The organism is Serratia sp. MMO-28 (genome assembly GCF_037199905.1).
Classification (GTDB): Bacteria; Pseudomonadota; Gammaproteobacteria; order Enterobacterales; family Enterobacteriaceae; genus Chania; species Chania oryzae.
Genome location: NZ_JBBCVB010000003.1, coordinates 205146 through 231260, shown reverse-complemented (window position 1 = coordinate 231260; position 26115 = coordinate 205146). Strand labels below are relative to the sequence as shown.

Below are 26115 nucleotides of genomic sequence, written 5' to 3'. Positions count from 1 at the left end.
GGCTGAACTACAGCTCAGCCGCCAGCATATCCTCCAGCTTTTGCTGATCAACGGCGAACAGCCGGATGCCTTCGGCCAGTTTCTCAACCGCCATCGCATCCTGATTGTGCAGCCAGCGGAATTCGGCTTCGGCCAGCGGAGCCGGTGGGGTGAAAGCTTCGATCGATGGCGTTAGTTGGCGTTCAACGGGTTGATTGCTCTGCTTTAACTGTTCCAGCAGATTAGGGGCAATGGTTAAACGATCGCAGCCCGCCAGCGCCAGAACCTTCTCAACTTTACGGAAGCTGGCTCCCATAATCACGGTCTGGTAGCGGTGCTGTTTGTAGTAGGCATAAATTGCGCGAACCGATTTTACACCGGGATCCTGCTCGGCAACGTAATCAGCCGTCGGCTGTTTGGCCTGATACCAGTCGTAGATGCGGCCTACGAACGGCGAGATCAGGAATACGCCGGCCTCGGCGCAGGCGCGGGCCTGGGCAAAGGAGAACAGCAGCGTCAGGTTGGTATTGATCCCTTCTCTTTCCAGCTCTTCAGCCGCTTTGATGCCTTCCCAGGTGGCGGCCAGCTTGATCAGAATGCGTGATTTAGCGATCCCTTGCGCCTGATACAGCCCAATCAGTTTGCGCGCTTTGGCCACGCACATACCGCGATCGAACGACAGGCGGGCATCCACTTCGGTAGAGATCCGGCCTGGCACGCTTTTCAGGATTTCTACGCCGATATTAACCGCCAGTTTATCGCTGGCATTAATCAACTGTGTGGCTTTACTGCCCCCTTGCTGACGGGCGTAGTTCAGCGCTTCGGCGATCAGCGGCCGGTATTGCGGCAACGCGGCGGCTTTGAGGATCAGCGAAGGGTTGGTGGTGGCATCCTGTGGTTCGAACTGGCGGATCGACTCGATATCGCCGCTGTCGGCAACCACAACGGTCAACTGCTTGAGTGCGTCTAACTGGTTCATCTATAAGCTCCTTGCTCAATGTGAGTAAATGAGAATATTTTTCATATAGGCCAATACAGTGCCTCATAAAGCCGATGATTCACATGCGCTTTTACTGATTGTTATGATGGGAAATAACAATCGGTAGGGGTTAGCGCTGGCCGATCACCTGTTCGTAATAACCAATTTTCGCCACTTTAGGGGCCGATCCTCCACCTTCAAACTCTGAGGCCAGCCAAGCTTCGACGATCGACTTCGCCAATTCCGGCCCGATCACGCGTGCGCCCAGAGTGATGATCTGTGCATCGTTGCTCTTACGGGCGCGTTGGGCGGAATAGGTATCATGGCACTGCGCTGCGCGGATCCCCGGTACTTTGTTGGCCACAATGCTCATACCAATACCGGTTCCGCACAGCAGGATCCCGCGTTGATGTTTCCCTTCCTTGATCGCCTGCGCCACCGCAAAGGCAATGTCCGGGTAGCTTGCCGGTAACCCATTGTTTTCTGGCGCGTAATCAGTAACGGGGATGTCATGCTGCTGCAGGTAGGCAACAAGCACATTCTTCAGTTCAATGGCGGCATCATCGGCGCCGATAGCAATAGGCAACATAAAGATCTCCAGGTTGATAACGAGAGGGGTGACGATCCCGGTGGCGCGTCATGGTGTTACCATAACCAGAGATTTTCAAATGTTCAACTATTGTTCTTTTGTTTTTATCTAAACCTTGTCTATAAGCACCGAATAGTGAATGAAATACTCATAAGTAGGTATAAATGTCGCTTTTTATAATTGCATGGAGGCTTTTTGAGCGCTATCACAGTTTGAAAAGTTGGTGGTGGGCAAGTCTGTGCATAATGAGTAGTGTTCATATGTTCTTTGTGTGTATTAATGATCATTGTGGTGAACCCTACCCGAGGAGAGAACTATGTGTCAAAACTGCGTAACACCGGCAAAAATGGCCGAAGGAATTCCTGAAACCATGAAAGCGGTAGTGGCTTATGCCCCGCACGATTACCGCCTGGAGACAGTGGCAGTACCGAAAATTGGCCCGAAAGAGATCCTGGTGAAGGTAGAAGCCTGCGGGATCTGTGCCGGTGACGTTAAAGCCTTTGAAGGTGCCGCCAGCTTCTGGGGCGATGAAAAACAACCGGCTTACATCAAAGCGCCGATGATCCCCGGCCACGAATTTATCGGCCACGTGGTGGGCTATGGCGAAGGGGTTGAAGGTTTTAACCTGGGCGACCGGGTGATCTCCGAGCAGATTGTGCCGTGCTGGGAATGCCGTTTCTGTAACCGTGGCCAGTATTGGATGTGTGAGAAGCACGATCTGTACGGTTTCCAGAAAAACGTCAACGGCGGCATGGCGGAATACATGAAGTTCACCAAAGAAGCCATCAACTATCACGTGCCTGCCGACATGCCGATCGAAGATGCCATCCTGATCGAACCTTATGCCTGTTCGTTCCACGCGGTGCAGCGCGCCAATATCAAACTGGGCGACGTGGTGGTGCTGGCCGGTGCGGGCACGCTCGGGCTGGGCATGATCGGGGCGATTAAAAAATCCGGCCCGGCCAAACTGGTGGTGCTCGATCTGTCGGACGAGCGCCTGGCGTTGGCGAAAAAGTTTGGTGCCGACGTGGTGCTGAACCCGCTGCGTGATGATGTGATGGCCATCGTCAAAGGCATGACCGAAGGCTATGGTTGCGATATCTACATTGAAGCCACCGGCGCGCAGAAGTCTGTGGAGCAGGGCCTGATGCTGATCCGCAAGCTGGGCACTTTTGTTGAGTTCTCGGTGTTCAAAGACCCGGTGACCGTCGACTGGAGCATTATCAGCGATCGCAAAGAGCTGGACGTGCTGGGTTCACACCTCGGGCCCTATTGTTACCCGCTGGTGATTGAAGGTATCCGCAATGGCGATCTGCCTACCGAAGGCGTGGTCACGCAAACGCTGCCGCTTGAGCAGTTTGCCGAAGGTTTCGAGATGATGAAGCGCGGCGTCGGTTCCATCAAAGTGGTGCTCAACCCGAACCTGTAATGCCTGCGTCGTTCCGGTGCGGGGGAGCCTGCACCTCTCTATTAAATGTGCTGAGGTGTGCTATGTGGAATGGACTGATTCATCGCATTGGTCTTTCACCAAAATTACTGCTCGGTTATGCCGGTGTGCTGGTGTTTATGATGGGGGAAGGCCTGGAGCAAGGCTGGCTCTCGCCCTATCTGATCGGCAAAGGGTTAACCATTCAGGAATCGGCGCTGTTGTTCAGCGTCTACGGTTTTGCTGCGGCGATCGCCGCCTGGTTCTCTGGCGTGCTGGCGGAAATTTTCACCGCGCGCCGGGTGATGATGGCCGGGCTGCTGCTGTTCCTGCTCGGCTCGGTGTGCTTTTTGGTCTGGGGGTTACCGAGCAATAACCTGACGATTATGGTGCCGACCTATGCCCTGCGCGGGTTGGGTTACCCACTGTTTGCCTATGGTTTTCTGGTGTGGGTGGCCTATGAAGCGCCGCCGGAAAGGCTGGGATCGGCGGTGGGGATCTTCTGGTTTGTCTACAGCGGTGGTCTGAGCGTGTTGGGCGTGCTCTATTCCAGCATCATGCTGCCGTATCTGGGGGAACTGCATACCCTGTGGAGCGCGTTAATCTTTGTGGTGCTGGGGGCGATGATCGCGTTGATGCTCAACCGCACGCCTGGCCATGCCGAAGTGGGCAACCGAGAAAAAGCCTCGCTGAGCTACGTGCTGAAAGGCATCACCATCGCTTTTGAGAACCCGAAAATCGGCTTGGGCGGCATTGTGCGCACCATCAACACCTCAGCCGCGTATGGCTTTGTGGTGTTTATGCCGATGTACATGATGGATATCGGCTTTAGCCGTACCGACTGGCTGCAGATGTACGCAGCGCTGTGGACGGTCAATATCATCTTCAATCTGATCTTTGGTGTGATCAGCGACGGCCTGGGCTGGCGCAACGTCGTCATGTGGTTTGGCTGCATCGGCTGTGCGCTCACTACGCTGATGTTCTACTATGTGCCCTATTTCCTGGGGGCGAATTATCTGCTGACCGTGATTGCTGCGGGCCTGTTCGGTGCCTGTTTGGCGGCGTTTGTTCCTCTTTCGGCGATCATGCCGTCGCTGGCGCCAGAGAATAAAGGTGCTGCCATGTCGGTCCTCAATCTTGGCGCAGGGCTGAGCACCTTCGTTGGCCCGGCGGTGGTCGGTTTGTTTATTGGCAGCCTGGGCAGCGGCGGGGTGATCTGGATTTTCACCGGTCTGTATCTGTTCGCTGGCGTGCTGATGAAGTTTGTCTCGTTACCGAAAGAAAGCGCGGCGGCGGCTGAAGAGGGAAACCCTCGTCTGGCAAACATATCCTGATCGCAGGAATAAGGAGCAATGGATGTCGACTGAAAAAAATGCATTTTCCCTGCAGGGTAAAGTGGCCTTAATTACCGGGGGCGCGGCCGGTATCGGCTTGGCCATCGCCGAACGTTATCTGCAAAACGGTGCGCAGGTGGTATTACTGGATCGCACGCCACAGGTAGTGGAAATCGCCCAACAGTTGGATACCGCATCGGCGTTGGGGATAGTGACAGACGTAACCGATAAAGCGGCGCTAACGCAGGCCGTTGCCCAGGCGAAGACCCATTTTGGCCGCTTGGATGTGTTGGTCAACAGCGCCGGCATTGTGGCGCTGCATCCGGCAGAGGAACTGCCGGAAGAAGCCTGGGATCGCACCATGGCGGTCAATCTTAAAGGCGTGTTTCTCGCCAGCCAGGTGGTGGGGCACTATTTTCTCCGTCAGGGGGGCGGCAGCATTATCAATTTGGCTTCGCAAGCCGGCGTCGTGGCGCTGCCCAATCATCTGGCGTACTGTGCCAGCAAGGCCGGCGTGATCGGTTTAACTCAGGTATTAGCCCTGGAATGGGGGCCGCACAACGTGCGGGTCAACGCCATCTCCCCCACCGTGGTGTTAACCGAGCTGGGGCGCAAAGCCTGGTCGGGCGACGTGGCCGAACAGATGAAGCAGAAGATCCCACTACGGCGCTTTGCCGAACCGCAGGACATTGCCGCCAGCGCGCTGTTTTTGGCCAGCGATGCGGCCAACATGATCACCGGCGCCAACCTGGTGGTTGACGGCGGTTACACCATTCAATAATCCCTACAAAGATAAAGAGGCAACGATGAACAGAATCATTAACGATCCCGATCGCGTCGTGGAAGACGCCATCCAAGGCTACCTGCAAGCTCATGCGAACTATTTTTCCGCCACTGACAATGCGCGGGTGCTCAAATACCCGGCGGCACCGATTAAAGGCAAGGTAGGGATTGTCACCGGCGGTGGCTCAGGCCACGAACCGGCGTTTTTGGGGTACATCGGCAAAAACATGCTGGATGCGGTGGCGATCGGGGAGATTTTCTCCTCCCCAACCGCCGGGGCGTTTCTCGACGCGTTCAAGGCGGCCGACAGCGGCGCAGGCGTTGCCTGCCTGTATGGCAACTATGCTGGCGATAATATGAACGTCAAAATGGCGATCAAAAAGGCGACGGCAGCGGGGATGACGGTGAAAACTGTGGTGGCGAACGACGATGTGGCGTCGGCACCCGCCAGCGAGATTGAAAAACGCCGTGGCGTGGCCGGTGAGATCCTGATGTGGAAAGTGGGCGCGGCAGCGGCGGCCCAAGGCTACGATCTGGACGGCGTGATCGGCGCGGCGCAAAAGGCCATTGATAATTGCCGCTCGATCGGTGTCGGCCTCAGCTCGTGCACCATTCCGGCGGTTGGCAAGCCGAATTTCCATATCGAAGACGGCAAGATGGAGATCGGCATAGGCCACCACGGCGAGCCGGGGATTGAGGTTTCGCCGATCCAGTCCGCCTCGGCGATGGCTGGCACGATGCTGGATTTTGTGCTTAACGATATGCCGCTCACCAAGGGGCAGGAGGTGGTGGCGCTGGTCTCCGGGCTGGGGGCAACGCCGGTGATGGAGCTGTACATCTATTATGCCGAGATCGAAAAGCGCCTGGCTGCGCAGGGTGTGAAAGTGCACCGCTGTTATGTCGGCAACTATTTTACCTCGTTGGAAATGATGGGGGTGACGCTGACGCTGATGAAGCTCGACGATGAGCTGAAAACCTTAGTCGACATGCCCGCTCATTCATTAGGCTTAACCCAGGTGGAGTGAACCATGGAAGAACATATTTCAACACGGCACGGCAATGAGATTGTGGCCGCTTTGGTACGGGTGATCGTCAGCAATCGCGAGTATCTCAGTGAGATCGACGGCGCAATTGGCGATGGCGATCACGGTATAAATATGGCGAAAGGCTTTGCCATGTGCGGCGAAGCCATCAAGGGCCAGCCACTGACGCTGGCACAGGCGTTTGATGCGGTTTCAGACGCGCTGATGGAAGGCATTGGCGGTTCAATGGGGCCGCTGTATGGCAGCCTGTTTATGGGCATGGCCGACAGCGTGCGTGATAAAACGGTGCTGGATAAGCGGGCCTTCCTGGCGATGTTGCAGCACGGCCTGAGTGAGCTGCAGGACATCAGCAGCGCAGGCGTGGGCGACAAATGCCTGATGGATACGCTGATCCCGGCGATCGCGCGTTTTGAACAGGCGGTGCAGCAGGGCGAAAGCTTCAGCGCTGCCCTGGCACAGATGCAGCAGGCGGCTATCGCGGGGCGTGATTCCACGCGCGATCTGGTGGCGAAGATTGGCCGCGCCAGCCGGTTGGGCGAGCGTTCGCGCGGCGTGCTCGATGCCGGTGCGGTTTCCTGCTGCCTGCTGTTGTGCCAATTGGCCGATCGGGTGACACAAAGCTTAAATACCGTGAATGCGTGAAGGCTGTTCCCCTTGGCTGGCTGCACCTGGAAATCCATTGGGTATATACTGCTGTTTGACCAAGGGGATAACCGCTCATGCTACCGTGGGGAAACGTATAACGGATGGAAAAACACACAGTGACCCAGGATAACGAACTACTGACTGAAATTGCCGTTGCCTATTATCAGGACGAAATCACTCAGGAAGAGATTGCCAAAAAATTCGGTATCTCACGTATTAAAGTTGGGCGCTTGCTCAAGCGGGCCAAAGAAGAAGGCATCGTTGAGATCACCGTGCGTTACCATCCGGTATTCAGCACCCGGCTGGAACAGCAGATGCTGGAACGTTTTCCCATCAGCCGCGCGCTGATCGCACTCGACTATCAGGACGAAGAAGAACAGCGGCGGCAGGTGGCCGCTTTGGTTTCTGGCTACCTGGCGATGTCTTTGAAAGATGATACGGTGCTGGCGGTTGGGCAGGGGCGTAACGTGGCGGCGATTGCCGATCACATTGGCAGCGTAGCGCAGAAAAACTGCAAGTTTATCTGTGGCATTGGCGGCACGCATCGCCCCGGCGATGCCATTAACGCCGATCATATCAGCCGCCGCCTGGCGAAGAAATTTGGCGGCAGCAGCGAAACGCTGTATGCCCCGGCTTATGTCGAAAATCGGGCGCTGAAAGACGCTTTTATGCAGAACGGCACCATCAAGGAAACCTTGGATCGGGCGCGTAAGGCCGACGTGGCGCTGGTGGGCATTGGCGATATGAACGAGAACAGCTATATGGTCAAGCTGGGCTGGTTCACCCCGCACGAGATTATTGACGCCAGCCTGAATCAAGGGGTGATCGGCGATATTGCCGGTTACGATTTTTTCAATGCGCAGGGGCAGCACGTGGACACGGTGATGAACGATCGCGTCATTGGCCTGAGCATTGATGAATTGCGCAAGATCCCCTGTGTGATCGCCATTGCTTCGGAGAATACCAAAGCGCTGGCGATCCTGGGCGCGTTGCGTACCGGCGCGATCGACATTATCGCCACCAGCGCCCTCAATATCCGTACCATTCTTAACATGTCGCAGTAACCCAACGATAACAGGGTTCAGCCGTTGCAGGCTGAACCCTGTTGCTGCAACGCCTCGGCTTAATTGCTCAGATTCACATCAATCGCCTGATAAAAAGCGTTCCCCGTGTCTGCTATATCCCACACTGCGAGGATCACATGCGAACCGCTGCGATCCGCAGGTATATTGCACTGGTGAGTCACCTTGGCCGCCGGGATCGCACCGCCGTCATTGAACTGACAGAACGGCGTCAGCTCAAAAGAGGCGCGGGTTAATGGCTGCGAGGCATCCCAACCCTGTTTGGTAATGAAATAACGCCAACTGGCGGTGCTGTGGCGGGCGGTCAGATTCCAGGTAAAAGCGTTGGCACCGGTTTTCAGGTTGAGCTTATTCCAGCGCGTGGGTGACTGCTGATCCAGCTCGAAGAAGGTGGACTTATCGGCACTGGCTATATGGCCGTCCGCTGGGCCGCTCTGCGGGAAACCTTTCAAGCCTTCCACGCTTTGCGGTTCATATTGCACGCTACCGCACTGGGTATTGAGCTGCAGTTTGCACTGATAAGCACGGCTAGCGGGGGATTCAACGTAGCCATGGGCATGGGCCTGCTGAGAAATGCCGAAGAGGGCGGCGCTTAACAAGCCTAATGACATTAGCGTTTTGTTCATAATAACTCCTGTTGATAAATGATAATTTATGGATTGGCTTTATTTTCACCAGTGGTTAATCTGCTGTGAATTAAATTAAACAGATTGACTGGCTTGTTATATTTTTATCATTCCCGTTACTGACTCAGGATGGAATGTTTTGCTGGCTATCAACGGAAGTTATTATGATGAACGCCTTGGGTTTCTAGGTTGAGTTAGATTTTAATTTGTGTCTTTCTGTCACTATGATGAATTTTATTTAAAGGTGTCATGAAATGTCTTTCAGGTAACCTTTAGAATATTGGCGTATATTGCTTTGGCTTGGCGGTTTTTGTATCACTTGTTTGACTTTTGCGTACCAACACATTGGGATATTTAGTGTCGATTTTTCTTATTTATGCCCAAGAGGAATATGTATGACTAGATTGTCCCTGGATGCGATTAAAATAATCAGCACCATTAAGAGTACCGGTTCTTTTTCTATGGCGGCAGAGGCGTTGCATAAAACACCCTCTGCAATTTCTTACCGCGTTTCGAGTATTGAAAGCAAACTGTGCGTGAAGCTTTTCCACCGTAATGGGCCAATGATAACCCTGACGGATGAAGGTGAGTTTCTGTTACAGGAGGGGGGATGGATATTAAATGCCGTGTGTGATCTGGAACGCCGGGTGAAGAATATCCCCAAGATGGATAGCCATATCCGCATTGCGTTGGATAAGTTTTTCCCAATGGAAACAATGGCTCAGGATATTCGTGACTATATCAACCACAGCCCGGATGCCAACATCTCGGTGCAACGGGAGGCGCTGAATGGCACCTGGGATGCGTTGAAAAACAACCGGGCAGATTTGATCGTGGCGATTGGGCAGATCCCGGATAGCGTGCAGGCGAAAACCCTGATGCTCGGTAAGCTGGAGTTTGTGCTCTGCGTGTCACCTTCGCACCCGTTTGCCGCACAAAAAAAGGCCATCAGCAAGAATCAACGGCTGAATGACATTGTGGTGGTGATTGCCGACAGCAGCCATGAGTTGCCCAAACGCAGTACCGGCATCTTGCCACGGCAACGCCAACTGGTGGTGTGCGATGTTGAAAGCAAGCTGACGTTGCTCAAACGCGGCATTGGCCATGGCTTTCTGCCGCCGTCGCTGGTTGAAAAAGAGTTAATCCGCGGGGAACTGGTGGCGGTGCCGGTGGATACGCAAAAGGGGGATGAGATGATCTGGCTGGCATGGCATCCGGCCAGCAAAGGTAATGGATTCAGCTGGTGGCACGAACGGCTGACCCGCAAAACCGATGTTTTCAGCCTGATGGGGCGTGAGGTGGTCCGTGAAGGGGGATACCCTTGGTGTAATCCATAGTCACTAACAAGATGAGCGAAGGAATGCGAAAATTAAACGATCTGCACAATAAAAAACCCTGTCGCTGCAAGCCACGGGGTTTTTTATTGCGTGGTGATTAATGCTGCGAGGTTTGAGAGGGCGCACTATTGCCCTGTGGGATATCGAACACTCTAAATAGTATGATAAAGATATTGCCCTCGGTATAATTATTTATCTGAGCGGCTGAGTTGAAATAAATCGCGTGAGTTATTTTGATGATATCTTCAGGTTTAATTCGTTTGCTTTAGTATAGGTTATTTCATTAGATTCTCGTTAGCGCTTAATGATCTCGGTGTCGTAGTTGATTTCTTATAAAATAAAACAGGGGGAAGCTATGTCCAGCTTAGAGCCAGACGCTGTGGGCTTAATCATTCAGCGGTTTTTTGAGTTTATTCAACCGATCGTTAATGCCATTCTTGCCGGTTCAATGGCGCTATTAAAAGGCGCTTACCAAAATATGAGGCTGCGACGGCGGCTATTAAATGCGGGCATCTGTGCATTATTGGCCCTGACGGTGCGCGATCTGCTGTCACTGATGGGGTTCGAATTGCAATGGGCCAATATTGCCAGCGTATTAATTGGTTTTCTTGGCGCAGATTACCTCAGCGATTTAATTAAAAAATTTATTGGGAAAAAAACGGGGTTTAAACATGATAAATGAAATTTCTGCGCTGCAATTCACCACTCAGAGTGAAAAAAAGTTAACCGGCGTGCATCCTGATCTGGTGCGGGTGATGCGTCTGGCGTTGCGTTATTCGCTGGTGCCCTTTTCCATTACCGAAGGCTTGCGTACCTTGGGCCGCCAGCGCGAGCTGCTGCGTGAGGGCAAAAGCCAGACGCTGAAAAGCCGCCACCTGACCGGGCACGCGGTGGATGTGGTGGCGCTGCCTGCCGGTGTGGTGTCCTGGGAATGGGATTACTATGCCCAAATCGCGGTGGCGGTACGCCGGGCGGCACAGGAGTGTGGCATCAACGTTGAATGGGGCGGTGAGTGGAAAACGCTGAAAGACGGGCCGCATTTTCAACTGTCGTTTGATCAGTACCCAGTATGAGGGAGTAAGCGGAGTTGACTGAGGTTGTTGTTGTAAAAATGTGCTGTTTTTTTATCCGATATAATTCCTTTTTAACTTTTATTTGTTAGTTTCAATCAAGGTTATGGCACGCTTCAAAGTTTGTGATGATTCTCTCACTATACTGGTCGAGCCTAAACGTTTTGCAAGCCTTACCTCAACATAAAAAGTAGCAAGTAAAGGAACCCATAATGGACGAACAGCTCAAACAGAGTGCTCTTGATTTCCATCAGTTTCCTGTCCCAGGGAAGATCCAGGTATCACCCACTAAACCGCTGGCAACGCAGCGCGATCTGGCCTTGGCTTATTCGCCGGGCGTGGCTGCGCCTTGTCTGGAAATTGCGGCCGATCCGCTCGCCGCCTACAAATATACCGCGCGTGGTAATTTGGTGGCGGTAATTTCCAACGGCACGGCGGTGTTGGGCCTGGGCAATATCGGGGCGCTGGCGGGTAAGCCGGTGATGGAAGGTAAAGGCGTTCTGTTTAAGAAGTTTTCCGGTATTGACGTGTTCGATATCGAAGTTGATGAGCATGACCCTGACAAACTGATCGACATCATTGCTGCGCTGGAGCCGACTTTCGGTGGGATTAACCTGGAAGATATCAAAGCGCCAGAATGTTTCTACATTGAGAAAAAACTGCGTGAACGCATGAAGATCCCGGTGTTCCACGACGATCAGCACGGCACCGCGATCATCACCACCGCCGCAGCGCTGAACGGCCTGCGGGTGGTGAAAAAGAATATTTCCGACGTGCGGCTGGTGGTGTCCGGCGCGGGGGCGGCGTCGATCGCCTGCCTGAACCTGCTGGTGGCGCTGGGGTTGCGCAAGCAGAACATTACCGTCTGTGATTCCAAAGGGGTGATCTACAAAGGTCGTGACGCCCATATGGAAGAAACCAAGGCGGCTTATGCGATCGAAGATAACGGCCAGCGCACGCTCGGGGACGCCATTCCGAATGCCGATATGTTCCTCGGCTGTTCCGGCCCTGGCGTGTTGACGCCAGAGATGGTGAAAACCATGGCCAGAGATCCGCTGATCATGGCGTTGGCTAACCCGGAACCGGAAATCCTGCCGCCGCTGGCCAAAGCGGTGCGCCCGGATGCGATTATCTGTACCGGCCGTTCCGACTACCCGAACCAGGTTAACAACGTGCTGTGCTTCCCGTTCATCTTCCGCGGTGCGCTGGACGTGGGCGCGACCACGATCAACGAAGAGATGAAGCTGGCCTGTGTGCACGCGATCGCCGATCTGGCGTTGGCTGAGCAGAGCGATGTGGTGGCTTCGGCCTATGGCGGCCAGGATCTCTCCTTCGGCCCGGAATACATCATTCCAAAACCTTTCGATCCGCGTCTGATTGTGAAAATCGCTCCGGCGGTGGCTAAGGCAGCGATGGACTCCGGCGTGGCGACGCGCCCGATCGAAGACTTTGATGCCTACGTCGAAAAACTGACCGAGTTTGTTTACAAAACCAACCTGTTTATGAAGCCGATCTTCTCCCAGGCGAAGAAAGAGGTGAAACGTGTCGTGCTGGCGGAAGGGGAAGAGGAGCGCGTGCTGCACGCTACTCAAGAACTGGTATCGCAGGGGCTGGCGTATCCTATCCTGGTTGGCCGCCCGAGCGTGATCGAAAAACGCCTGAAGCATCTGGGTTTGCAACTGACGCCGGGCAAGGATTTCGAAGTGGTGAACAACGAATCCGATCCGCGCTTTAAGGCATACTGGGGCGAGTATCACCAGATCATGAAGCGTCGTGGCGTTTCGCAGGAGCAGGCGCGCCGTGCGGTGATCGGCAACCCGACGCTGATTGCTGCCATCATGCTGCACCGTGGTGAAGCCGATGCGATGATTTGTGGCACCATCGGCAGCTACCACGAGCATTATGAAGTGGTGGAGAAGGTGTTTGGCTTCCGCAAAGGAGCGCACGTCGCTGGGGCAATGAACGCATTGCTGCTGCCGAGCGGCAATACCTTTATCGCTGATACCTACGTCAACGATGATCCAACGCCGGAGCAACTGGCCGAAATCACGCTGATGGCCGCACAGACCGTGCGTCGTTTCGGCATCGAGCCTAAGGTGGCGCTGCTGTCCCATTCCAGCTTTGGTTCTTCCGACAGCCCGGCGGCACGCAAGATGCGTAAAACGCTGGAACTGGTCAATCAGATGGCACCGGAACTGGAGATTGACGGTGAAATGCACGGAGATGCGGCGCTGGTGGAAAGCATCCGTCACGATCTGATGCCGGACAGCCCGCTGAAAGGCTCTGCCAACGTGCTGATTATGCCGAATATGGAAGCGGCGCGTATCAGCTACAACCTGCTGCGGGTGTCTTCCTCTGAAGGGGTGACCGTAGGGCCGGTGCTGATGGGCGTTGCCAAACCGGTTCACATTCTGACGCCGATCGCATCCGTGCGCCGCATCGTCAACATGGTAGCGTTGGCGGTGGTGGAAGCGCAGACCGAGCCGTTATAACGCCTTGATAAACTCCCCCTGTTGCTGCGGCTGCAGGGGGCGTTTTTTTACGCTTTGCAGCGCTCGGCAATCGCCTGAATATCCGCAGGCGTGGTCCGGCAGCAGCCACCGATCAGGCGCGCACCGCTGCGCTGCCAGTCTGCGATCTGGTTGATCAGATGATGCGGATCGCTGCCGCAAGGGTGCCAAGTTTTGCTCACCGCATCGTAGTGTTCACCGGAATTAGGATAAACCAGCAGCGGTTTATCGCTCAGTGCGGCAAACTGCTGCAAAGCCGGGGTAACGTTTTCCAGCGCAATACAGTTGATCCCGATAGCCAGTACCTGTGGGTTACCCTGCAGCGCGGCGATCGCTTCAGCCAGCGGCGTACCATCGCTCAGATGCTGGCTATCACGCAATGTGAACGAGAACCAGGCGCCTAAATGCGGGAACTGCTGCAACAGTGCCAACAACGCCTGCAACTCGGCGAAAGAGGGCAGGGTTTCACAGGCCAGCAGATCAACCCCGGCGGCCGCTAAGGCTGCAATACGCGGGCGATGAAATGCGATCATCTCTTCCTGCGGCAAACGGTAATCCCCACGATACTCAGAGCCATCGGCCAGATAGGCACCGTAAGGGCCGACGGAACCGGCGACCAGTAAGGGTGCAGCCTGCGGGTGCGTGGCCAGATAATCCGCACGCGCCTGCTGCGCCAACTGCACGCTTTTAGCGATCAGCGCGAGCGATTGCTTCTCATCAAGCCCGCGGCGCAGAAAACCCTGTGGCGTCGCCTGATAGCTGGCGGTGATGGCGCACTGTGCCCCGGCGTTGAAATAGTCCAGATGGACGTGATAAATCAGTTGCGGGTTTTCGATCAGCACCTTGGCTGACCACAGCGGATCGGTAAGATCGCAGCCACGCGCTTCTAGCTCGGTAGCCAAAGCACCGTCCAGAATCAAGGTGCGGTTATCTGCCAGCAGAGGGGCGATAGGGTTATTAACCGACATGGTCTTCTCCGATCTTGAGTAAGGTTTTCTGCCCGGCACGGCGGGTCAGGTAATAGAGCAGGTAACACAGCGCGACAAACGGCAGGCCACAGTACAGCGCAATGCGCTGCTCGGGATCAAACGCCAGACCAATGCAGGCCAGCAGGCACAGCGCGAAGCCAGCAATCGGCGTCAGCGGGTAACCGGGGGCGCGATACTTCAGCCCAGCCAGCGGCTGGCCGCTGCGCAGATAATCGCGGCGGAAAGCGAAGTGCGCGGCGCAAATACTTAACCAGACCGCCACCACCGCAAAGCCGGAAATGGCTGATAACGCGACAAATACCGTATCGGGGGCGATCACGCTGGTCAGCAGCGCCAATACACCGCCGAGCATACTGAAGGTCAGAGCGTTGATCGGGATGCCGCGTGCATTGACCCGTGCAAAATACGCTGGCAGCGTGCGCTGATGGGCCAGCGACCACAGCATGCGGCCCGAAGCATACAGGCCGGAGTTGGCGGCGGAAAGAATGGCGGTCAGGATCACGAAGTTAAAAATGTCGGCGGCGTAAGGGACGCCAATCCGTTCGAATACCAGCACAAACGGGCTTTTGACAATACCAGCCTGGTCCATCGGGATCAGCGCGGCCAGCACAAATACTGTACCGATAAAGAACACCATCAGGCGGATCACCGTGGTGCGGATCGCCAAGGGAACGACTTTTTCCGGGGTTTCCGTTTCACCGGCGGCGATGCCGATCAACTCCGTCCCCGAGAAGGCTAAGTTCACGGCCACCATGGTCATCAGGATCGGCAATGTGCCGTTAGGCAGCCAGCCGGATGAGGTCAGGTTATGCAGAAACGGTGCAGGCGTGCCGTCTTTCATCGGTATCAGACCAAACATGGCCGCGCCGCCCAGCACGATAAACGCCAGAATGGTGACCACCTTAATCAGCGAGAACCAGAATTCACTTTCAGCAAAGAAACGGGTAGTGATGATGTTGAGCAGGAAGATCGCAGTGCAAAAAATCAGGCACCATAACCAGACCGGCGACTGCGGGAACCAGTATTGCATACAGAATCCGGCGGCGGTCAGGCTGGAACCAAGGGCGACGGTCCAGGTCAGCCAATACAGCCAGGCCACGGTATAACCGGTTGCCGGGCCCAGATAGCGTGAAGCATAGACATGGAATGCGCCGGTTTCTGGCATAGCGACCGCCAGTTCACCTAGGCACAGCATCACCAGATACACCACCAGGGCACCGATCAGATAAGCCAGCAGCGTGCCGAGTGCCCCGGTAGTGGCAATGATGTAGCCAGTGTTGAAAAACAGCCCGGTGCCGATCACGCCGCCCAAGGAGAGCATCACCAGATGCCGGGCTTTCATGGTGCGCTTGAATTGCCCTGCAACGGGGGGCGTTGGTTGCATAATTTTTTATCCGTATAGACGGCTAAATAGCCAGATGGCTAATGGTTATACCCGCAATACCGGATGAAATCAACGTCATGCCAAGATGAATAAGCCAAAAAACGGCTGAGCCGTTCACTGAAAGTTACTACGCCCGCTTCGCCTGTTGCAGCCATTTATCCAGTTCGTTGGCAAATTGCTGGCGATCGCGCTGGTTTAAGGTATTTGGCCCGCCGGTCTGGATGCCGCTGGAGCGCAGGGTATCCATAAAATCGCGCATATTCAGGCGTTCGCGAATGGTATCTGGCGTGTAGCGCTCGCCGCGCGGGTTGAGGGCGATAGCCCCTTTTTCTATCACCTCGGCGGCCAGTGGGATATCGGCAGTGATCACCAGATCGTTCGGCGCGCAGCGGCGCACGATTTCGTTATCCGCCACGTCAAAACCCGCCGCAACCTGCAAGGTACGGATGAATTTAGACGGCGGTGTGCGCAGCGGCTGGTTGGCCACCAGCGTAACCGGCATGGCGGTGCGTTCTGCAGCGCGGAACAGCACCTCTTTGATCACGTTCGGACAGGCGTCCGCATCGACCCAAATCTGCATTATTTCTGCTCCTGCAACCAGTCGCGTACCGGCAGAAAATCGCGATATAGCGCGGCTTCCGGGCTACCTGCTTCCGGTTGATAGTTATATTCCCAACGCACCAGCGGCGGCATCGACATCAAAATCGATTCGGTGCGGCCACCGGTTTGCAGGCCGAACAGCGTACCGCGATCCCACACCAGATTGAATTCCACATAGCGGCCACGGCGATAAAGCTGGAATTGACGCTGGCTTTCCCCCCATGGCAATGTTTTACGCCTTGCCACAATCGGCAGATAGGCGTCGAGGAAGCCTTCACCCACCGCGCGGGTAAAGGCGAAACAGCGATCAAAGTCTGGAGTGTTCAGATCGTCAAAGAACAGGCCGCCAATGCCGCGTGCTTCGTTGCGGTGTTTGATAAAGAAATAGTCGTCGCACCACTTTTTGTACTTCGGGTAAACATCGTCACCGAATGGTGCACAAAGCTGCTGCGCCGTGCGGTGCCAGTGGATGGCGTCTTCTTCAAACCCGTAGAACGGGGTCAGATCGAAACCCCCGCCGAACCACCACACCGGCTCTTCACCCGGTTTTTCGGCAATGAAAAAACGCACGTTGGCGTGGCTGGTCGGGATGTAAGGGCTGAGCGGGTGGATCACCAGCGAAACCCCCATGGCCTGGAAGCTGCGCCCGGCCAGTTCGGGGCGATGAGCGGTGGCAGAGGCGGGCAGCGTGGCACCGGAAACGTGGGAGAAATTTACCCCGGCCTGTTCAAATACCGCACCGTTGGTCAACACCCGGCTGCGGCCACCGCCGCCCTCCGCACGTTCCCAGCGATCTTCATGAAAGCCTGCACTGCCGTCGGCCTGTGCCAATTGTTCGCAAAGGCGATCTTGCAGCGCCAGCAGAAAGGATTTTACGGCGCTAATGGTGGGTAAACTCATACGGGTTATTCGCAACGGGTGGCTGAACAGGGCGCTAAGTATATACGCAAAGTGATTGGGGTTGCAGCAAGGGAACAACCCCGCCAATCAGTGGGAGGAGCTGTGGGCGCTACTAATAACGGAAGATGCCGATTATCCCGTCGGCGATTGCGCGGGCAATTTTTTCGCGGAACGCGGTGGTGCCCAGCAGGCGCTCTTCCGCCGGAGTCGCTGGCCTTAGCCTGTTGCGCTACCCCACCTAATAGGCCGGAGAGCAACAGTTGGCGGCGCGTTGGTGGAGCCTTGAGGGGGTTAAAACTGAGATAGCGTTCAATCGGTTTTTTCATCACACTCGGCTCCAACAGAAGGACTGTTTCGCGACGTTATAGCCTATTGATCTTGATTAATCGACTTGATAACTATTGCTATTTATTACGCTAAGGTAGCGCGTGGCTGCAATGCTAACGGCTTTGAGTATAATCAGAGTAACCCTTTTTATAATGGCGCATATCTGATGGAAATTCGCGTATTTCGGCAAGACGACTTTGAAGAGGTCATCACCCTGTGGGAGCGTTGTGATTTACTGCGGCCATGGAACGATCCTGAAATGGATATCGAACGTAAACTGAATCACGATCCAGACCTGTTTCTGGTGGCTGAAGTGGGTGGTGAAGTGGTGGGCTCAGTGATGGGGGGCTACGATGGCCACCGGGGTTCGGCCTATTATCTGGGGGTCCACCCCGATTATCGTGGCCGTGGCATTGCCAATGCGCTGATTAACCGGCTGGAAAAAAAGCTGATTGCGCGCGGTTGCCCGAAGATTCAACTGATGGTGCGTGAAGACAACGATACCGTGATCGAGATGTACGAAAAGCTCGGTTATGAGATCCAGGGGATTACCAGCCTGGGCAAGCGGCTGATTGAAGATCAGGAATATTAGCCTTCAGGGCGGTAAATTTTTACCGCCCTGATTAGCGGTTATGGCAGCTTTTTGATGTTTTTGACGTCGACTTCCACGTTGTTCCACTCTTTATCCACTTTCCCTTCCAACTGTACTTTGTCTTGCGGGGTGATGGTCTGGCCGTTCCAGCGTTTTTTATCGATCTCGACCGTCAGGGTGCCGGTGGCATCGCGGAAGGTATAGGTATCATCCCCCACGCGCTGTTCAATGTTGCCCTGCAACATCACCCAGGTATTGTCGTTCAGCGATTTGACCTTATCCGCGGTGGTCAGCGTTGCGCTTGGGCCGGCAAAACCGCCTTGCTGGCCGTTATGCGTCTGGGCCTGCGGTGCGTTGGGATCGAGGAACCCGCCCTGCTGTGCCAAAACCGGTGCGCTGCACAGCGCGATTAAGAGTGCCAAAGTGATTTTTTTCATCGGTGCTTTCCTTATCTTGTATGAGAATCAATAGCCTTACTCATCAGGCTGCTGTTTGATGGTAAAGATTAAACCATAAAGATCTTAAGAGCTTCTTAAGCCGGAGATTGAAAATGGCCCACGCTGTCGCCATTTGTATGAATCATTATGGCATCAGCAAGGAATAGCGTTTGAAGGATTCAGCACACCGGTTCTCGCCGGACGACTACGATCAGCACGGCTTATTACGCTTGCCCCTATGGTTCTGGAGCGTGCTGATACTGCAGGCCCGTACCTGGATATTGTTCGTGATGGCGGGAGCCTCGCGCGATCAGGGAACCGGGCTGCTGCAACTGTTCTACCCCGATACCCAGCGCTTTTGGTACGGCATGTTGCTGGGCCTGCCAGCGGCTTTGGCTTTCTTGATCTGTGGCCGCCGCCAGCACTGGCCGCGTTTGTGGCGCTGCTGGCGTTGGGTGCTGGCACTCTCTTTAGTGGCGGCCTTGCTGGGGGCGCTCCATAGCCTATGGCAGCAGGGCGCTAATGAGCCACTGTTGGATAGTATTCTGGCGCTGTCAGATGCGTTGGCATTGGGCTATCTGCTGCTTAATCAACGCCTGAAGGCCTGTTTTATACCGCCGGAAGAGCTGGACTAATTGCTGTTTTTGCGGCACTTTTCGCAATTTGCGCACTCCAAGCTCGCAACCGATGGTGCCGCCAGGGCTGTTATGAGAGGCTGAGACAGCCAATGTGTTTGATGTTAAGGAGCTATAAGATGAATATTCGCCCACTGCTGTTGGGGCTACCGCTGCTACTGACCGGCTGTTCGACCTTGAGTAACTTCTCCTGGTCCAGCCTGTCACCGTTCAACTGGTTCGGCGGCAGCGTGGAAGTCAGCGGCAAAGGCGTCGGCGGTATCAATGCCGGAACCTCAATGACAGAAAGCGCGCTTGGCGAAGGCTTGAACAATAACTACCGCATGCGCGGGGGCATGGCGACCAGCAACGGCCAGATCGTTGCCTATTATCAGGCATTGGATGGCGACAACGTGAAACTGGTGATCACCGGCGAGCCGAAAGGCTATGCGCAGCGCGTCGACGTCATGGATCCCAAGATCGCCACCGAATGGGGCAGCAAACTGGGCACACCGTTCAGCGATCTGTTCAGCAAAGCCTATGGTGCCTGTAAACCGGGTGAAGGTGATGAGGCGGGTAATGTCGAGTGTGTGGCTGAACAGAGCCGGTACGTGACCTATATCTTCAGTGGCAAGTGGGCCGGCCCTCAGGACATTATTCCACCGGATGACACCCTGCGGAATTGGACGGTCAGTAAAATCATCTGGCACGCCAAAGCACAATGAGCCTCCAGCGGGGGCACTTAGGCGGCACCTGCGTTTTTTCGTGCTCAACCCGGCTTTATTCTTTGCGCTCAGCCAAGGTAATTTTATTCGCATGGGCTAAGATAATGTGCGTTTGTAACAGGGAACCTATGCGGTGAACGCCAACCTGTTACCCATTCAGGTATGAGGATAACTACATGACACAGGTTCAGAGCGGGATCCTGCTGGAACATTGCCGTTTTGGCATCTTTATTGAAGCCATGGTTCAGGGCGAATTCGCCGATTTGCGTCAAGGGTGCAAGCAATTCTGTCAGGCGCTTAGCGAACTGCAGCGGCAGTTCCCGGATGCCCATGTGGGCGCGGTGCTGGCTTTTGGCGCGGACGTTTGGCACGATCTTTCGAACGGCCAGGGTGCCAAAGAGCTGAAGCCTTTTACGCCGCTGGGCAAAGGCCTGGCACCGGCGACCCAGCGTGATTTACTGGTCCATATTCAGTCGCTGCGCCATGACGTCAATTTCTCGTTGGCACAGGCGGCGCTGGCAGCCTTTGGCAATACCATTCGGGTTGAAGAAGAAACTCACGGCTTCCGTTGGGTAGAAGAGCGCGATCTGAGCGGCTTTATCGACGGCACCGAAAACCCGCAGGGTGAACAGCGCCCTGTGGTGGCGGTGATTGGTGAAGGCGAAGAGGACGCCGGCGGCAGCTATGTGCTGGTGCAGCGTTACGAGCATAATCTGCGTCAGTGGCAGCGTTTCACTACCGAACAGCAGGAACAGATCGTTGGCCGTACCAAGCAGAGCAGCGAAGAACTGCCGCCGGAGCAACGGCCTGAGACGTCGCACGTCAGCCGCGTTGACCTGAAAGAAGACGGGAAAGGGCTGAAAATCCTGCGCCAGAGCCTGCCTTACGGTACCGCCAGCGGCAAGCATGGCCTGTACTTTATTGCCTACTGCGCGCGCCTGCACAATATTGAACAGCAATTGCTGAGCATGTTCGGCGAACGGGATGGCAAACACGATGCTTTGCTGCGCTTCAGCCGGGCGGTGACCGGCAGCTACTACTTTGCCCCGTCGTTGACGCGCCTGCTGGCGCTTTGATGCTTTACCCGGGGCCAGCCATGCGTTGGCCCCGGTTGCCTTTTCCCACGGCAAAACCGCTTCCTTCCTGCCTTATAGCATTTGATGCTTGAAAATCACTAAACGGTATATAAAAGCGTTACAGCTCTGCATCGAGTTATAAATACACTGGTCTGCATCAGGGCAAAAGCCCGGCGGTTTGACTGAGTGATAAGGTGCAGAATGAAAGATAAAAAGAGTGTGCTGAAAGGAGGGCTGGCGGCGCTGTTACTGGCCAGCGGTAGCCTTTCTGCTGCTGAATTGCTCAATAGCTCTTACGACGTTTCCCGTGAATTGTTTGCCGCGCTGAATCCTGGCTTTGAACAGCAGTGGAATCAACAACATCCAAAAGACAAACTGACGATCAAACAGTCTCATGCCGGTTCTTCTAAGCAAGCATTGGCGATCCTCCAGGGGCTTAAGGCCGATGTGGTGACCTATAACCAGGTTACCGATGTGCAGATCCTGCACGATCGCGGCAAGCTGATCCCTGCCGACTGGCAACAGCGTCTGCCAAATAACAGCTCCCCCTTCTATTCCACCATGGCGTTCCTGGTGCGCAAAGGTAACCCGAAAGGTATCCATACCTGGAGCGATTTGGTACGCGATGACGTGCAACTGGTCTTCCCGAATCCGAAAACCTCCGGCAATGGCCGCTATACCTATCTGGCCGCCTGGGGCGCAGCCAGCCAGGCCGAAGGTAACGATCAGGCCAAAACCCGTGCGTTTATGACCCGTTTGCTGAAAAACGTGGTGGTGTTTGATACCGGCGGCCGTGGTGCAACCACCACCTTTGTTGAGCGCGGTTTGGGCGATGTGCTGATCAGCTTTGAGTCGGAAGTGAACAATATCCGCAAGCAGTACGGCGAAGACAAATATGAGGTGATCGTCCCGCCGGTGGACATTCTGGCGGAATTCCCGGTGGCCTGGGTGGATAAAAACGTTGAGAAAAACGGCACTGTACAGGCAGCGAAAGATTATCTGAATTACCTGTATAGCCCGGCGGCTCAGCAGGTGATTACCAGCTTCTATTACCGCGTCTATGACCAGAAAGCGATGGATGCGGCAAAAGGCCAGTTCCCGCCAACCAAACTGTTCCGCGTGGAAGATCAGTTTGGCAGTTGGCCGCAGGTGATGAGTACGCACTTTGCGACCGGCGGCGAGCTGGATCAGCTGTTAGCGGCAGGGCGTAAGTAATGTTGGCGTTGTCCAGCAAGCGGGTTCTGCCCGGCTTCACCCTCAGCTTGGGCAGCAGCCTGCTGTATACCTGCCTGATTTTGCTGTTGCCGCTCAGTGCGCTGGTGATGCAACTGGCGCAGATGAGCCTGGCGCAATACTGGGAAGTGATCAGCAATCCGCAGGTGGTGGCTGCCTATAAAGTGACGCTGCTGGCGGCGGGCGTAGCCAGTATCTTTAACGCGGTGTTTGGCATGCTGATGGCATGGATCCTCACGCGTTATCAGTTTCCAGGGCGGTCTTTGCTGGATGGCCTGATGGATTTGCCTTTTGCGTTGCCCACCGCGGTGGCGGGCCTGACGCTGGCCGGGCTGTTTTCTACGACCGGCTGGTACGGGCAGTGGCTGGCGCAGTTTGATATCAAGGTATCGTTTACCTGGCTGGGGATTGCGGTGGCAATGGCGTTCACCAGCATTCCGTTTGTGGTGCGCACCGTGCAGCCCGTGCTGGAAGAGTTGGGGCCGGAATATGAAGAGGCGGCGGAAACGCTGGGCGCTGGGCGCTGGCAGAGTTTCCGCCGCGTGGTGCTGCCAGAAGTGGCTCCGGCGCTGCTGGCTGGCACGGCGCTGTCGTTTACCCGCAGCCTGGGGGAGTTTGGTGCGGTGATCTTTATCGCCGGTAACATCGCCTGGAAAACCGAAGTGACCTCACTGATGATTTTTGTCCGCTTGCAGGAGTTCGATTATCCGGCGGCCAGCGCTATCGCCTCGGTGATCCTGGCGGCCTCTTTGCTGTTGCTGTTTGCCATTAACACCTTGCAGAGCCGCTTTGGCCGCCGCATCGGGGGGCACTGATGGCTGATATTACCGCTTTCCGTGGTGTCGAGCGCCCGCGTGTGAACTGGGGGAAATGGGCGCTGATCGCAATCGGCGTGCTGTTCTCCATTCTGCTGCTGGTAGTGCCGATGGTGATGATTTTCATCGAGGCCTTTTCCTCCGGCGCAGGGGCGGTGTGGCAAAACCTGTCTAACCCGGACATGTTGCACGCCATCTGGCTGACGGTGCTGGTGGCGTTGATTACCGTGCCGGTTAATCTGGTGTTTGGCACGTTGCTGGCCTGGCTGGTGACGCGTTTTACCTTCCCAGGCCGCCAATTGCTGCTGACGCTGTTCGATATGCCGTTTGCCGTGTCGCCGGTGGTGGCAGGGTTGCTGTATCTGCTGTTTTACGGCACCAATGGGCCGCTCGGCGGCTGGCTGGATGCGCATAACATCCAACTGATGTTCGCCTGGCCGGGCATGGTGCTGGTCACGGTGTTTGTGACTTGCCCGTTTGTGGTACGTGAACTGGTGCCGCTGATGCTGAGCCAGGGCAGCCAGGAAGATGAAGCCGCCGTGCTGCTGGGGGCTTCTGGCTGGCAGATGTTCCGCCGCGTCACGCTGCCGAATATCCGCTGGGCGCTGCTGTACGGCGTGGTGCTGACCAACGCGCGCGCCATTGGCGAGTTTGGCGCGGTGTCGGTGGTTTCCGGTTCGATTCGCGGTGAAACCTACACCTTGCCGCTGCAAGTTGAATTACTGCATCAGGATTACAACACCGCCGGGGCCTTTACCGCCGCCGCGCTGCTGACCCTGATGGCCATAGTGACCCTATTTCTGAAAAGCGGTTTGCAATGGCGTTTAGCGCGCCAGAACGCACGTCTTGAGCGGGAGGAAAATCATGAGCATTGAGATCAGCGGTATCAACAAATTTTTCGGTCGTACCAAGGTATTGAACGACATCTCGCTCGATATTCCTTCTGGTGAAATGGTGGCCCTGCTGGGGCCGTCGGGTTCCGGTAAAACCACCTTGCTGCGGATTATCGCCGGGCTGGAAAGCCAGAGCGGTGGCAAGCTGGGCTTCCACGGCACCGATGTCAGCCGTGTGCATGCGCGCGATCGCCGCGTTGGCTTCGTGTTCCAGCATTACGCGCTGTTCCGTCATATGACGGTTTTCGACAATATCGCATTCGGTCTGAGCGTGTTGCCACGCCGTGAACGCCCGAATGCGGCCACGATCAAACAGAAAGTGGAACAACTGCTGGAGATGGTGCAGTTGGGCCATTTGGCTAACCGCTATCCTTCCCAGCTTTCCGGCGGGCAGAAACAGCGTGTGGCTCTGGCGCGGGCGCTGGCGGTGGAACCGCAAATTCTGCTGCTGGATGAACCCTTTGGCGCGCTGGATGCCCAGGTGCGTAAAGAACTGCGCCGCTGGCTGCGTCAACTGCACGAAGAGCTGAAATTCACCAGCGTATTCGTTACTCACGATCAGGAAGAAGCGATGGAAGTGGCCGATCGTATCGTGGTGATGAGCCAGGGCAACATCGAGCAGGTGGGTTCGCCGATTGAGATCATGCGTGAGCCCGCCACCCGTTTCGTCCTGGAGTTTATGGGGGAAGTGAATCGCCTGAACGGCGAGATCCGCGGTTCGCAACTGTTTGTTGGGGCGCACCAGTGGCCGCTGTCGTTCCAGCCGATGCACCAGGGCCGTGTCGATCTGTTCCTGCGCCCGTGGGAAATGGAGATCAGCACCGAGAGCAGCGCCCGTTGCCCGTTACCGGTACAGGTGTTGGAAATCAGCCCGCGTGGCCACTTCTGGCAATTGACCGTGCAGCCGATTGGTTGGCACCAGGAGCCGATCAGCGTGGTGCTGTCGGAAGACAATACGGCACCTACGCGCGGCGGGCGTTACTACGTCGGCAGCCTGAATGCGCGCCTGTATGCCGGTGAACAATTGTTACAACCGGTTGCGTTGGCGAAAAGCGCCTGATAGTTTTTAACTCCTCTATTATTCGCATCTAAGGCAACCCTGGGGTTGCCTTTTGACATGACACACAGGCAACGATTGTGACCACCCTGGAACAATGCATCGGGAATACACCGTTAGTAAAACTGCAACGATTGGCTGAAGGGCTGGACAGTGAGGTCTGGGTCAAGCTGGAAGGTAATAATCCGGCAGGCTCGGTTAAAGATCGCGCGGCGCTGGCGATGATCCAACAGGCCGAGCTACGTGGTGAGATCAAACCGGGTGATACGCTGATTGAGGCAACCAGCGGCAATACCGGTATCGCGCTGGCGATGATTGCCGCAGTGAAAGGTTATCCGCTGAAGCTGCTGATGCCGGAAAACATGAGCATGGAGCGCCAGGCGGCGATGCGGGCTTATGGTGCTGAGCTGATCCTGGTCAGCCGTGAACAGGGCATGGAAGGAGCTCGCGATCTGGCGCTGGAGATGCAGCAGCAGGGGCAGGGCAAGGTATTGGATCAGTTCAATAATCTGGACAACCCTTATGCCCATTTCACCACTACCGGCCCGGAAATCTGGCAGCAAACGGCAGGCCGCATTACTCACTTTGTTTCCAGCATGGGCACCACCGGCACCATTACCGGCGTTGGTGGCTACCTGAAAAGCCAGAATCCGCAGGTTAACATCATCGGCCTGCAACCGGATGAAGGCAGCAGCATTCCGGGGATCCGCCGTTGGCCGGCAGCCTATCTGCCAGGCATTTTTCGCCCTGAGCTGGTTGATCAGGTGCTGGATATGAGCCAAAGCCTGGCCGAGCATACCATGCGCCAACTGGCGCAGCGCGAGGGGATCTTCTGCGGCGTCAGCTCTGGCGGTGCCGTGGCTGGTGCCCTGCGTGTCGCCGCGGCCAACCCCGGCAGCGTGATTGTGGCGATTATCTGCGATCGCGGCGATCGTTACCTTTCCACGGGTGTGTTTGATTAATGCCTCTGCCCTGCTGTCGATATATTTACATCGCTGTGTGATATGTAAGGATTAAGTAAAACCGGCTGCGCAATGAAGCAATCAGCGGGAGAATGGCTTAAATCAGCG

The 26115-nt window shown here is 55.6% G+C and carries 27 protein-coding genes and 1 pseudogene; 19 read left to right on the top strand and 9 right to left on the bottom strand.

Annotated features, from left to right (window positions below; translation table 11 throughout):
* Positions 1-7: 7 nt before the first annotated feature.
* Complete coding sequence (gene tal / locus WG891_RS04105) at positions 8-958, bottom strand: transaldolase (protein WP_337263473.1); 951 nt, start codon at positions 956-958, stop codon at positions 8-10.
* 130 nt (positions 959-1088) lie between these two features.
* Entirely contained in the window at positions 1089-1547 is a 459-nt protein-coding gene (gene rpiB, locus WG891_RS04100) for a ribose 5-phosphate isomerase B (protein WP_076942871.1), read from the bottom strand.
* A 316-nt stretch (positions 1548-1863) separates the two neighbouring features.
* Here rpiB and WG891_RS04095 point away from each other — a divergent pair, with 316 nt between their 5' ends.
* The 6 genes from WG891_RS04095 (at position 1864) to WG891_RS04070 (ending at position 7842) form a co-directional block, all read left to right on the top strand.
* A complete protein-coding gene (locus tag WG891_RS04095) occupies positions 1864-2976 on the top strand; it encodes an MDR/zinc-dependent alcohol dehydrogenase-like family protein (RefSeq protein ID WP_337263474.1) in 1113 nt (370 codons plus the stop codon).
* A 62-nt stretch (positions 2977-3038) separates the two neighbouring features.
* On the top strand, positions 3039-4307 hold the full coding sequence (locus WG891_RS04090) for an MFS transporter (protein WP_337263475.1): 1269 nt from the start codon (positions 3039-3041) through the stop codon (positions 4305-4307).
* A gap of 22 nt (positions 4308-4329) precedes the next feature.
* Positions 4330-5088: an SDR family oxidoreductase gene (locus WG891_RS04085; protein WP_337263476.1), complete on the top strand. Its 759-nt coding sequence runs from the start codon at positions 4330-4332 to the stop codon at positions 5086-5088.
* A 25-nt stretch (positions 5089-5113) separates the two neighbouring features.
* Complete coding sequence (locus WG891_RS04080; RefSeq protein ID WP_337263477.1) at positions 5114-6115, top strand: dihydroxyacetone kinase subunit DhaK; 1002 nt, start codon at positions 5114-5116, stop codon at positions 6113-6115.
* A gap of 3 nt (positions 6116-6118) precedes the next feature.
* Positions 6119-6775, top strand: a complete 657-nt coding sequence (dhaL, locus tag WG891_RS04075) for a dihydroxyacetone kinase subunit DhaL (RefSeq protein ID WP_337263478.1) — start codon at positions 6119-6121, stop codon at positions 6773-6775.
* 104 nt (positions 6776-6879) lie between these two features.
* Positions 6880-7842, top strand: a complete 963-nt coding sequence (locus WG891_RS04070) for a sugar-binding transcriptional regulator (RefSeq protein WP_156293018.1) — start codon at positions 6880-6882, stop codon at positions 7840-7842.
* 59 nt (positions 7843-7901) lie between these two features.
* Here WG891_RS04070 and WG891_RS04065 read toward each other — a convergent pair whose 3' ends face one another.
* Positions 7902-8486 carry a lytic polysaccharide monooxygenase gene (locus WG891_RS04065; protein ID WP_156293019.1) on the bottom strand — a complete coding sequence of 195 codons (585 nt, stop codon included), beginning with the start codon at positions 8484-8486 and terminating at the stop codon, positions 7902-7904.
* Positions 8487-8881: 395 nt separating this feature from the next.
* On the opposite strand from WG891_RS04065, the gene WG891_RS04060 reads away from it, so the two are divergent.
* From WG891_RS04060 to maeB, 4 genes are all read left to right on the top strand, one after another.
* Entirely contained in the window at positions 8882-9823 is a 942-nt protein-coding gene (locus WG891_RS04060) for a LysR substrate-binding domain-containing protein (protein ID WP_337263479.1), read from the top strand.
* Positions 9824-10178: 355 nt separating this feature from the next.
* Complete coding sequence (locus WG891_RS04055) at positions 10179-10505, top strand: phage holin, lambda family (protein ID WP_156293021.1); 327 nt, start codon at positions 10179-10181, stop codon at positions 10503-10505.
* Complete coding sequence (locus tag WG891_RS04050) at positions 10495-10896, top strand: M15 family metallopeptidase (protein ID WP_337263481.1); 402 nt, start codon at positions 10495-10497, stop codon at positions 10894-10896. The genes WG891_RS04055 and WG891_RS04050 overlap by 11 nt, the downstream gene beginning before the upstream one ends.
* A 209-nt stretch (positions 10897-11105) precedes the next feature.
* Positions 11106-13385: an NADP-dependent oxaloacetate-decarboxylating malate dehydrogenase gene (gene maeB / locus WG891_RS04045; RefSeq protein ID WP_337263482.1), complete on the top strand. Its 2280-nt coding sequence runs from the start codon at positions 11106-11108 to the stop codon at positions 13383-13385.
* Between the two features lie 47 nt (positions 13386-13432).
* On the opposite strand, the gene mmuM is transcribed toward maeB, so the two are convergent.
* The 5 genes and pseudogenes from mmuM to WG891_RS04020 all read right to left on the bottom strand — a co-directional run.
* On the bottom strand, positions 13433-14371 hold the full coding sequence (mmuM, locus tag WG891_RS04040; protein WP_337263483.1) for a homocysteine S-methyltransferase: 939 nt from the start codon (positions 14369-14371) through the stop codon (positions 13433-13435).
* A complete protein-coding gene (mmuP, locus tag WG891_RS04035; RefSeq protein ID WP_337263484.1) occupies positions 14361-15776 on the bottom strand; it encodes an S-methylmethionine permease in 1416 nt (471 codons plus the stop codon). The genes mmuM and mmuP overlap by 11 nt, the downstream gene beginning before the upstream one ends.
* A gap of 127 nt (positions 15777-15903) precedes the next feature.
* The gene (locus WG891_RS04030; RefSeq protein ID WP_337263485.1) at positions 15904-16356 is read right to left on the bottom strand and encodes a YaiI/YqxD family protein; all 453 of its coding nucleotides are present in this window, start codon (positions 16354-16356) and stop codon (positions 15904-15906) included.
* Positions 16356-17276 carry an oxygen-dependent coproporphyrinogen oxidase gene (gene hemF / locus WG891_RS04025; protein ID WP_076942884.1) on the bottom strand — a complete coding sequence of 307 codons (921 nt, stop codon included), beginning with the start codon at positions 17274-17276 and terminating at the stop codon, positions 16356-16358. The genes WG891_RS04030 and hemF overlap by 1 nt, the downstream gene beginning before the upstream one ends.
* A gap of 112 nt (positions 17277-17388) precedes the next feature.
* Positions 17389-17481, bottom strand: a pseudogene (locus WG891_RS04020) (N-acetylmuramoyl-L-alanine amidase AmiA); the annotation flags it as partial.
* Positions 17482-17769: 288 nt separating this feature from the next.
* Between WG891_RS04020 and WG891_RS04015 the strand changes: the two are divergent.
* The gene (locus tag WG891_RS04015; protein ID WP_076942885.1) at positions 17770-18195 is read left to right on the top strand and encodes a GNAT family acetyltransferase; all 426 of its coding nucleotides are present in this window, start codon (positions 17770-17772) and stop codon (positions 18193-18195) included.
* A 38-nt stretch (positions 18196-18233) separates the two neighbouring features.
* Here the strand turns inward: WG891_RS04015 and WG891_RS04010 are convergent, their stop codons facing one another.
* Entirely contained in the window at positions 18234-18632 is a 399-nt protein-coding gene (locus WG891_RS04010) for a YgiW/YdeI family stress tolerance OB fold protein (protein WP_337263486.1), read from the bottom strand.
* A 170-nt stretch (positions 18633-18802) separates the two neighbouring features.
* Here WG891_RS04010 and WG891_RS04005 point away from each other — a divergent pair, with 170 nt between their 5' ends.
* The 8 genes from WG891_RS04005 to cysM all read left to right on the top strand — a co-directional run bounded on the left by WG891_RS04005 (position 18803) and on the right by cysM (position 26007).
* A complete protein-coding gene (locus WG891_RS04005; protein ID WP_076942887.1) occupies positions 18803-19267 on the top strand; it encodes a DUF2919 domain-containing protein in 465 nt (154 codons plus the stop codon).
* A 119-nt stretch (positions 19268-19386) separates the two neighbouring features.
* Positions 19387-19971, top strand: a complete 585-nt coding sequence (locus WG891_RS04000; protein WP_076942888.1) for an RpoE-regulated lipoprotein — start codon at positions 19387-19389, stop codon at positions 19969-19971.
* Positions 19972-20147: 176 nt separating this feature from the next.
* On the top strand, positions 20148-21047 hold the full coding sequence (locus tag WG891_RS03995) for a Dyp-type peroxidase (RefSeq protein ID WP_337263487.1): 900 nt from the start codon (positions 20148-20150) through the stop codon (positions 21045-21047).
* Positions 21048-21248: 201 nt separating this feature from the next.
* Complete coding sequence (locus WG891_RS03990) at positions 21249-22262, top strand: sulfate ABC transporter substrate-binding protein (protein ID WP_337263488.1); 1014 nt, start codon at positions 21249-21251, stop codon at positions 22260-22262.
* The gene (cysT, locus tag WG891_RS03985; protein ID WP_076942890.1) at positions 22262-23095 is read left to right on the top strand and encodes a sulfate/thiosulfate ABC transporter permease CysT; all 834 of its coding nucleotides are present in this window, start codon (positions 22262-22264) and stop codon (positions 23093-23095) included. The genes WG891_RS03990 and cysT overlap by 1 nt, the downstream gene beginning before the upstream one ends.
* Positions 23095-23970: a sulfate/thiosulfate ABC transporter permease CysW gene (cysW, locus tag WG891_RS03980; protein ID WP_076942891.1), complete on the top strand. Its 876-nt coding sequence runs from the start codon at positions 23095-23097 to the stop codon at positions 23968-23970. Before cysT ends, cysW begins: the two co-directional genes overlap by 1 nt.
* Positions 23960-25048, top strand: coding sequence for a sulfate/thiosulfate ABC transporter ATP-binding protein CysA (cysA, locus tag WG891_RS03975; protein WP_337263489.1), 1089 nt, complete (start codon positions 23960-23962; stop codon positions 25046-25048). The genes cysW and cysA overlap by 11 nt, the downstream gene beginning before the upstream one ends.
* Positions 25049-25125: 77 nt before the next feature.
* Entirely contained in the window at positions 25126-26007 is an 882-nt protein-coding gene (gene cysM / locus WG891_RS03970) for a cysteine synthase CysM (RefSeq protein ID WP_337263490.1), read from the top strand.
* Positions 26008-26115: the final 108 nt, after the last annotated feature.

Excerpts from the sequence above, each read along its gene's own strand:
- hemF (WP_076942884.1), bottom strand. The coding sequence starts at position 17,276 with ATGAGTTTACCCACCATTAGCGCCGTAAAATCCTTTCTGCTGGCGCTG.
- WG891_RS04030 (WP_337263485.1), bottom strand. The coding sequence starts at position 16,356 with ATGCAGATTTGGGTCGATGCGGACGCCTGTCCGAACGTGATCAAAGAG.
- WG891_RS04015 (WP_076942885.1), top strand. The coding sequence starts at position 17,770 with ATGGAAATTCGCGTATTTCGGCAAGACGACTTTGAAGAGGTCATCACC.
- WG891_RS04085 (WP_337263476.1), top strand. The coding sequence starts at position 4,330 with ATGTCGACTGAAAAAAATGCATTTTCCCTGCAGGGTAAAGTGGCCTTA.
- cysT (WP_076942890.1), top strand. The coding sequence starts at position 22,262 with ATGTTGGCGTTGTCCAGCAAGCGGGTTCTGCCCGGCTTCACCCTCAGC.
- tal (WP_337263473.1), bottom strand. The coding sequence starts at position 958 with ATGAACCAGTTAGACGCACTCAAGCAGTTGACCGTTGTGGTTGCCGAC.
- WG891_RS04000 (WP_076942888.1), top strand. The coding sequence starts at position 19,387 with ATGAATATTCGCCCACTGCTGTTGGGGCTACCGCTGCTACTGACCGGC.
- WG891_RS04095 (WP_337263474.1), top strand. The coding sequence starts at position 1,864 with ATGTGTCAAAACTGCGTAACACCGGCAAAAATGGCCGAAGGAATTCCT.
- cysW (WP_076942891.1), top strand. The coding sequence starts at position 23,095 with ATGGCTGATATTACCGCTTTCCGTGGTGTCGAGCGCCCGCGTGTGAAC.
- WG891_RS04010 (WP_337263486.1), bottom strand. The coding sequence starts at position 18,632 with ATGAAAAAAATCACTTTGGCACTCTTAATCGCGCTGTGCAGCGCACCG.
- WG891_RS04070 (WP_156293018.1), top strand. The coding sequence starts at position 6,880 with ATGGAAAAACACACAGTGACCCAGGATAACGAACTACTGACTGAAATT.
- WG891_RS04060 (WP_337263479.1), top strand. The coding sequence starts at position 8,882 with ATGACTAGATTGTCCCTGGATGCGATTAAAATAATCAGCACCATTAAG.
- mmuM (WP_337263483.1), bottom strand. The coding sequence starts at position 14,371 with ATGTCGGTTAATAACCCTATCGCCCCTCTGCTGGCAGATAACCGCACC.
- maeB (WP_337263482.1), top strand. The coding sequence starts at position 11,106 with ATGGACGAACAGCTCAAACAGAGTGCTCTTGATTTCCATCAGTTTCCT.
- WG891_RS04080 (WP_337263477.1), top strand. The coding sequence starts at position 5,114 with ATGAACAGAATCATTAACGATCCCGATCGCGTCGTGGAAGACGCCATC.
- WG891_RS03990 (WP_337263488.1), top strand. The coding sequence starts at position 21,249 with ATGAAAGATAAAAAGAGTGTGCTGAAAGGAGGGCTGGCGGCGCTGTTA.
- rpiB (WP_076942871.1), bottom strand. The coding sequence starts at position 1,547 with ATGTTGCCTATTGCTATCGGCGCCGATGATGCCGCCATTGAACTGAAG.
- cysA (WP_337263489.1), top strand. The coding sequence starts at position 23,960 with ATGAGCATTGAGATCAGCGGTATCAACAAATTTTTCGGTCGTACCAAG.
- dhaL (WP_337263478.1), top strand. The coding sequence starts at position 6,119 with ATGGAAGAACATATTTCAACACGGCACGGCAATGAGATTGTGGCCGCT.
- mmuP (WP_337263484.1), bottom strand. The coding sequence starts at position 15,776 with ATGCAACCAACGCCCCCCGTTGCAGGGCAATTCAAGCGCACCATGAAA.
- WG891_RS03995 (WP_337263487.1), top strand. The coding sequence starts at position 20,148 with ATGACACAGGTTCAGAGCGGGATCCTGCTGGAACATTGCCGTTTTGGC.
- WG891_RS04055 (WP_156293021.1), top strand. The coding sequence starts at position 10,179 with ATGTCCAGCTTAGAGCCAGACGCTGTGGGCTTAATCATTCAGCGGTTT.
- WG891_RS04090 (WP_337263475.1), top strand. The coding sequence starts at position 3,039 with ATGTGGAATGGACTGATTCATCGCATTGGTCTTTCACCAAAATTACTG.
- WG891_RS04050 (WP_337263481.1), top strand. The coding sequence starts at position 10,495 with ATGATAAATGAAATTTCTGCGCTGCAATTCACCACTCAGAGTGAAAAA.
- WG891_RS04065 (WP_156293019.1), bottom strand. The coding sequence starts at position 8,486 with ATGAACAAAACGCTAATGTCATTAGGCTTGTTAAGCGCCGCCCTCTTC.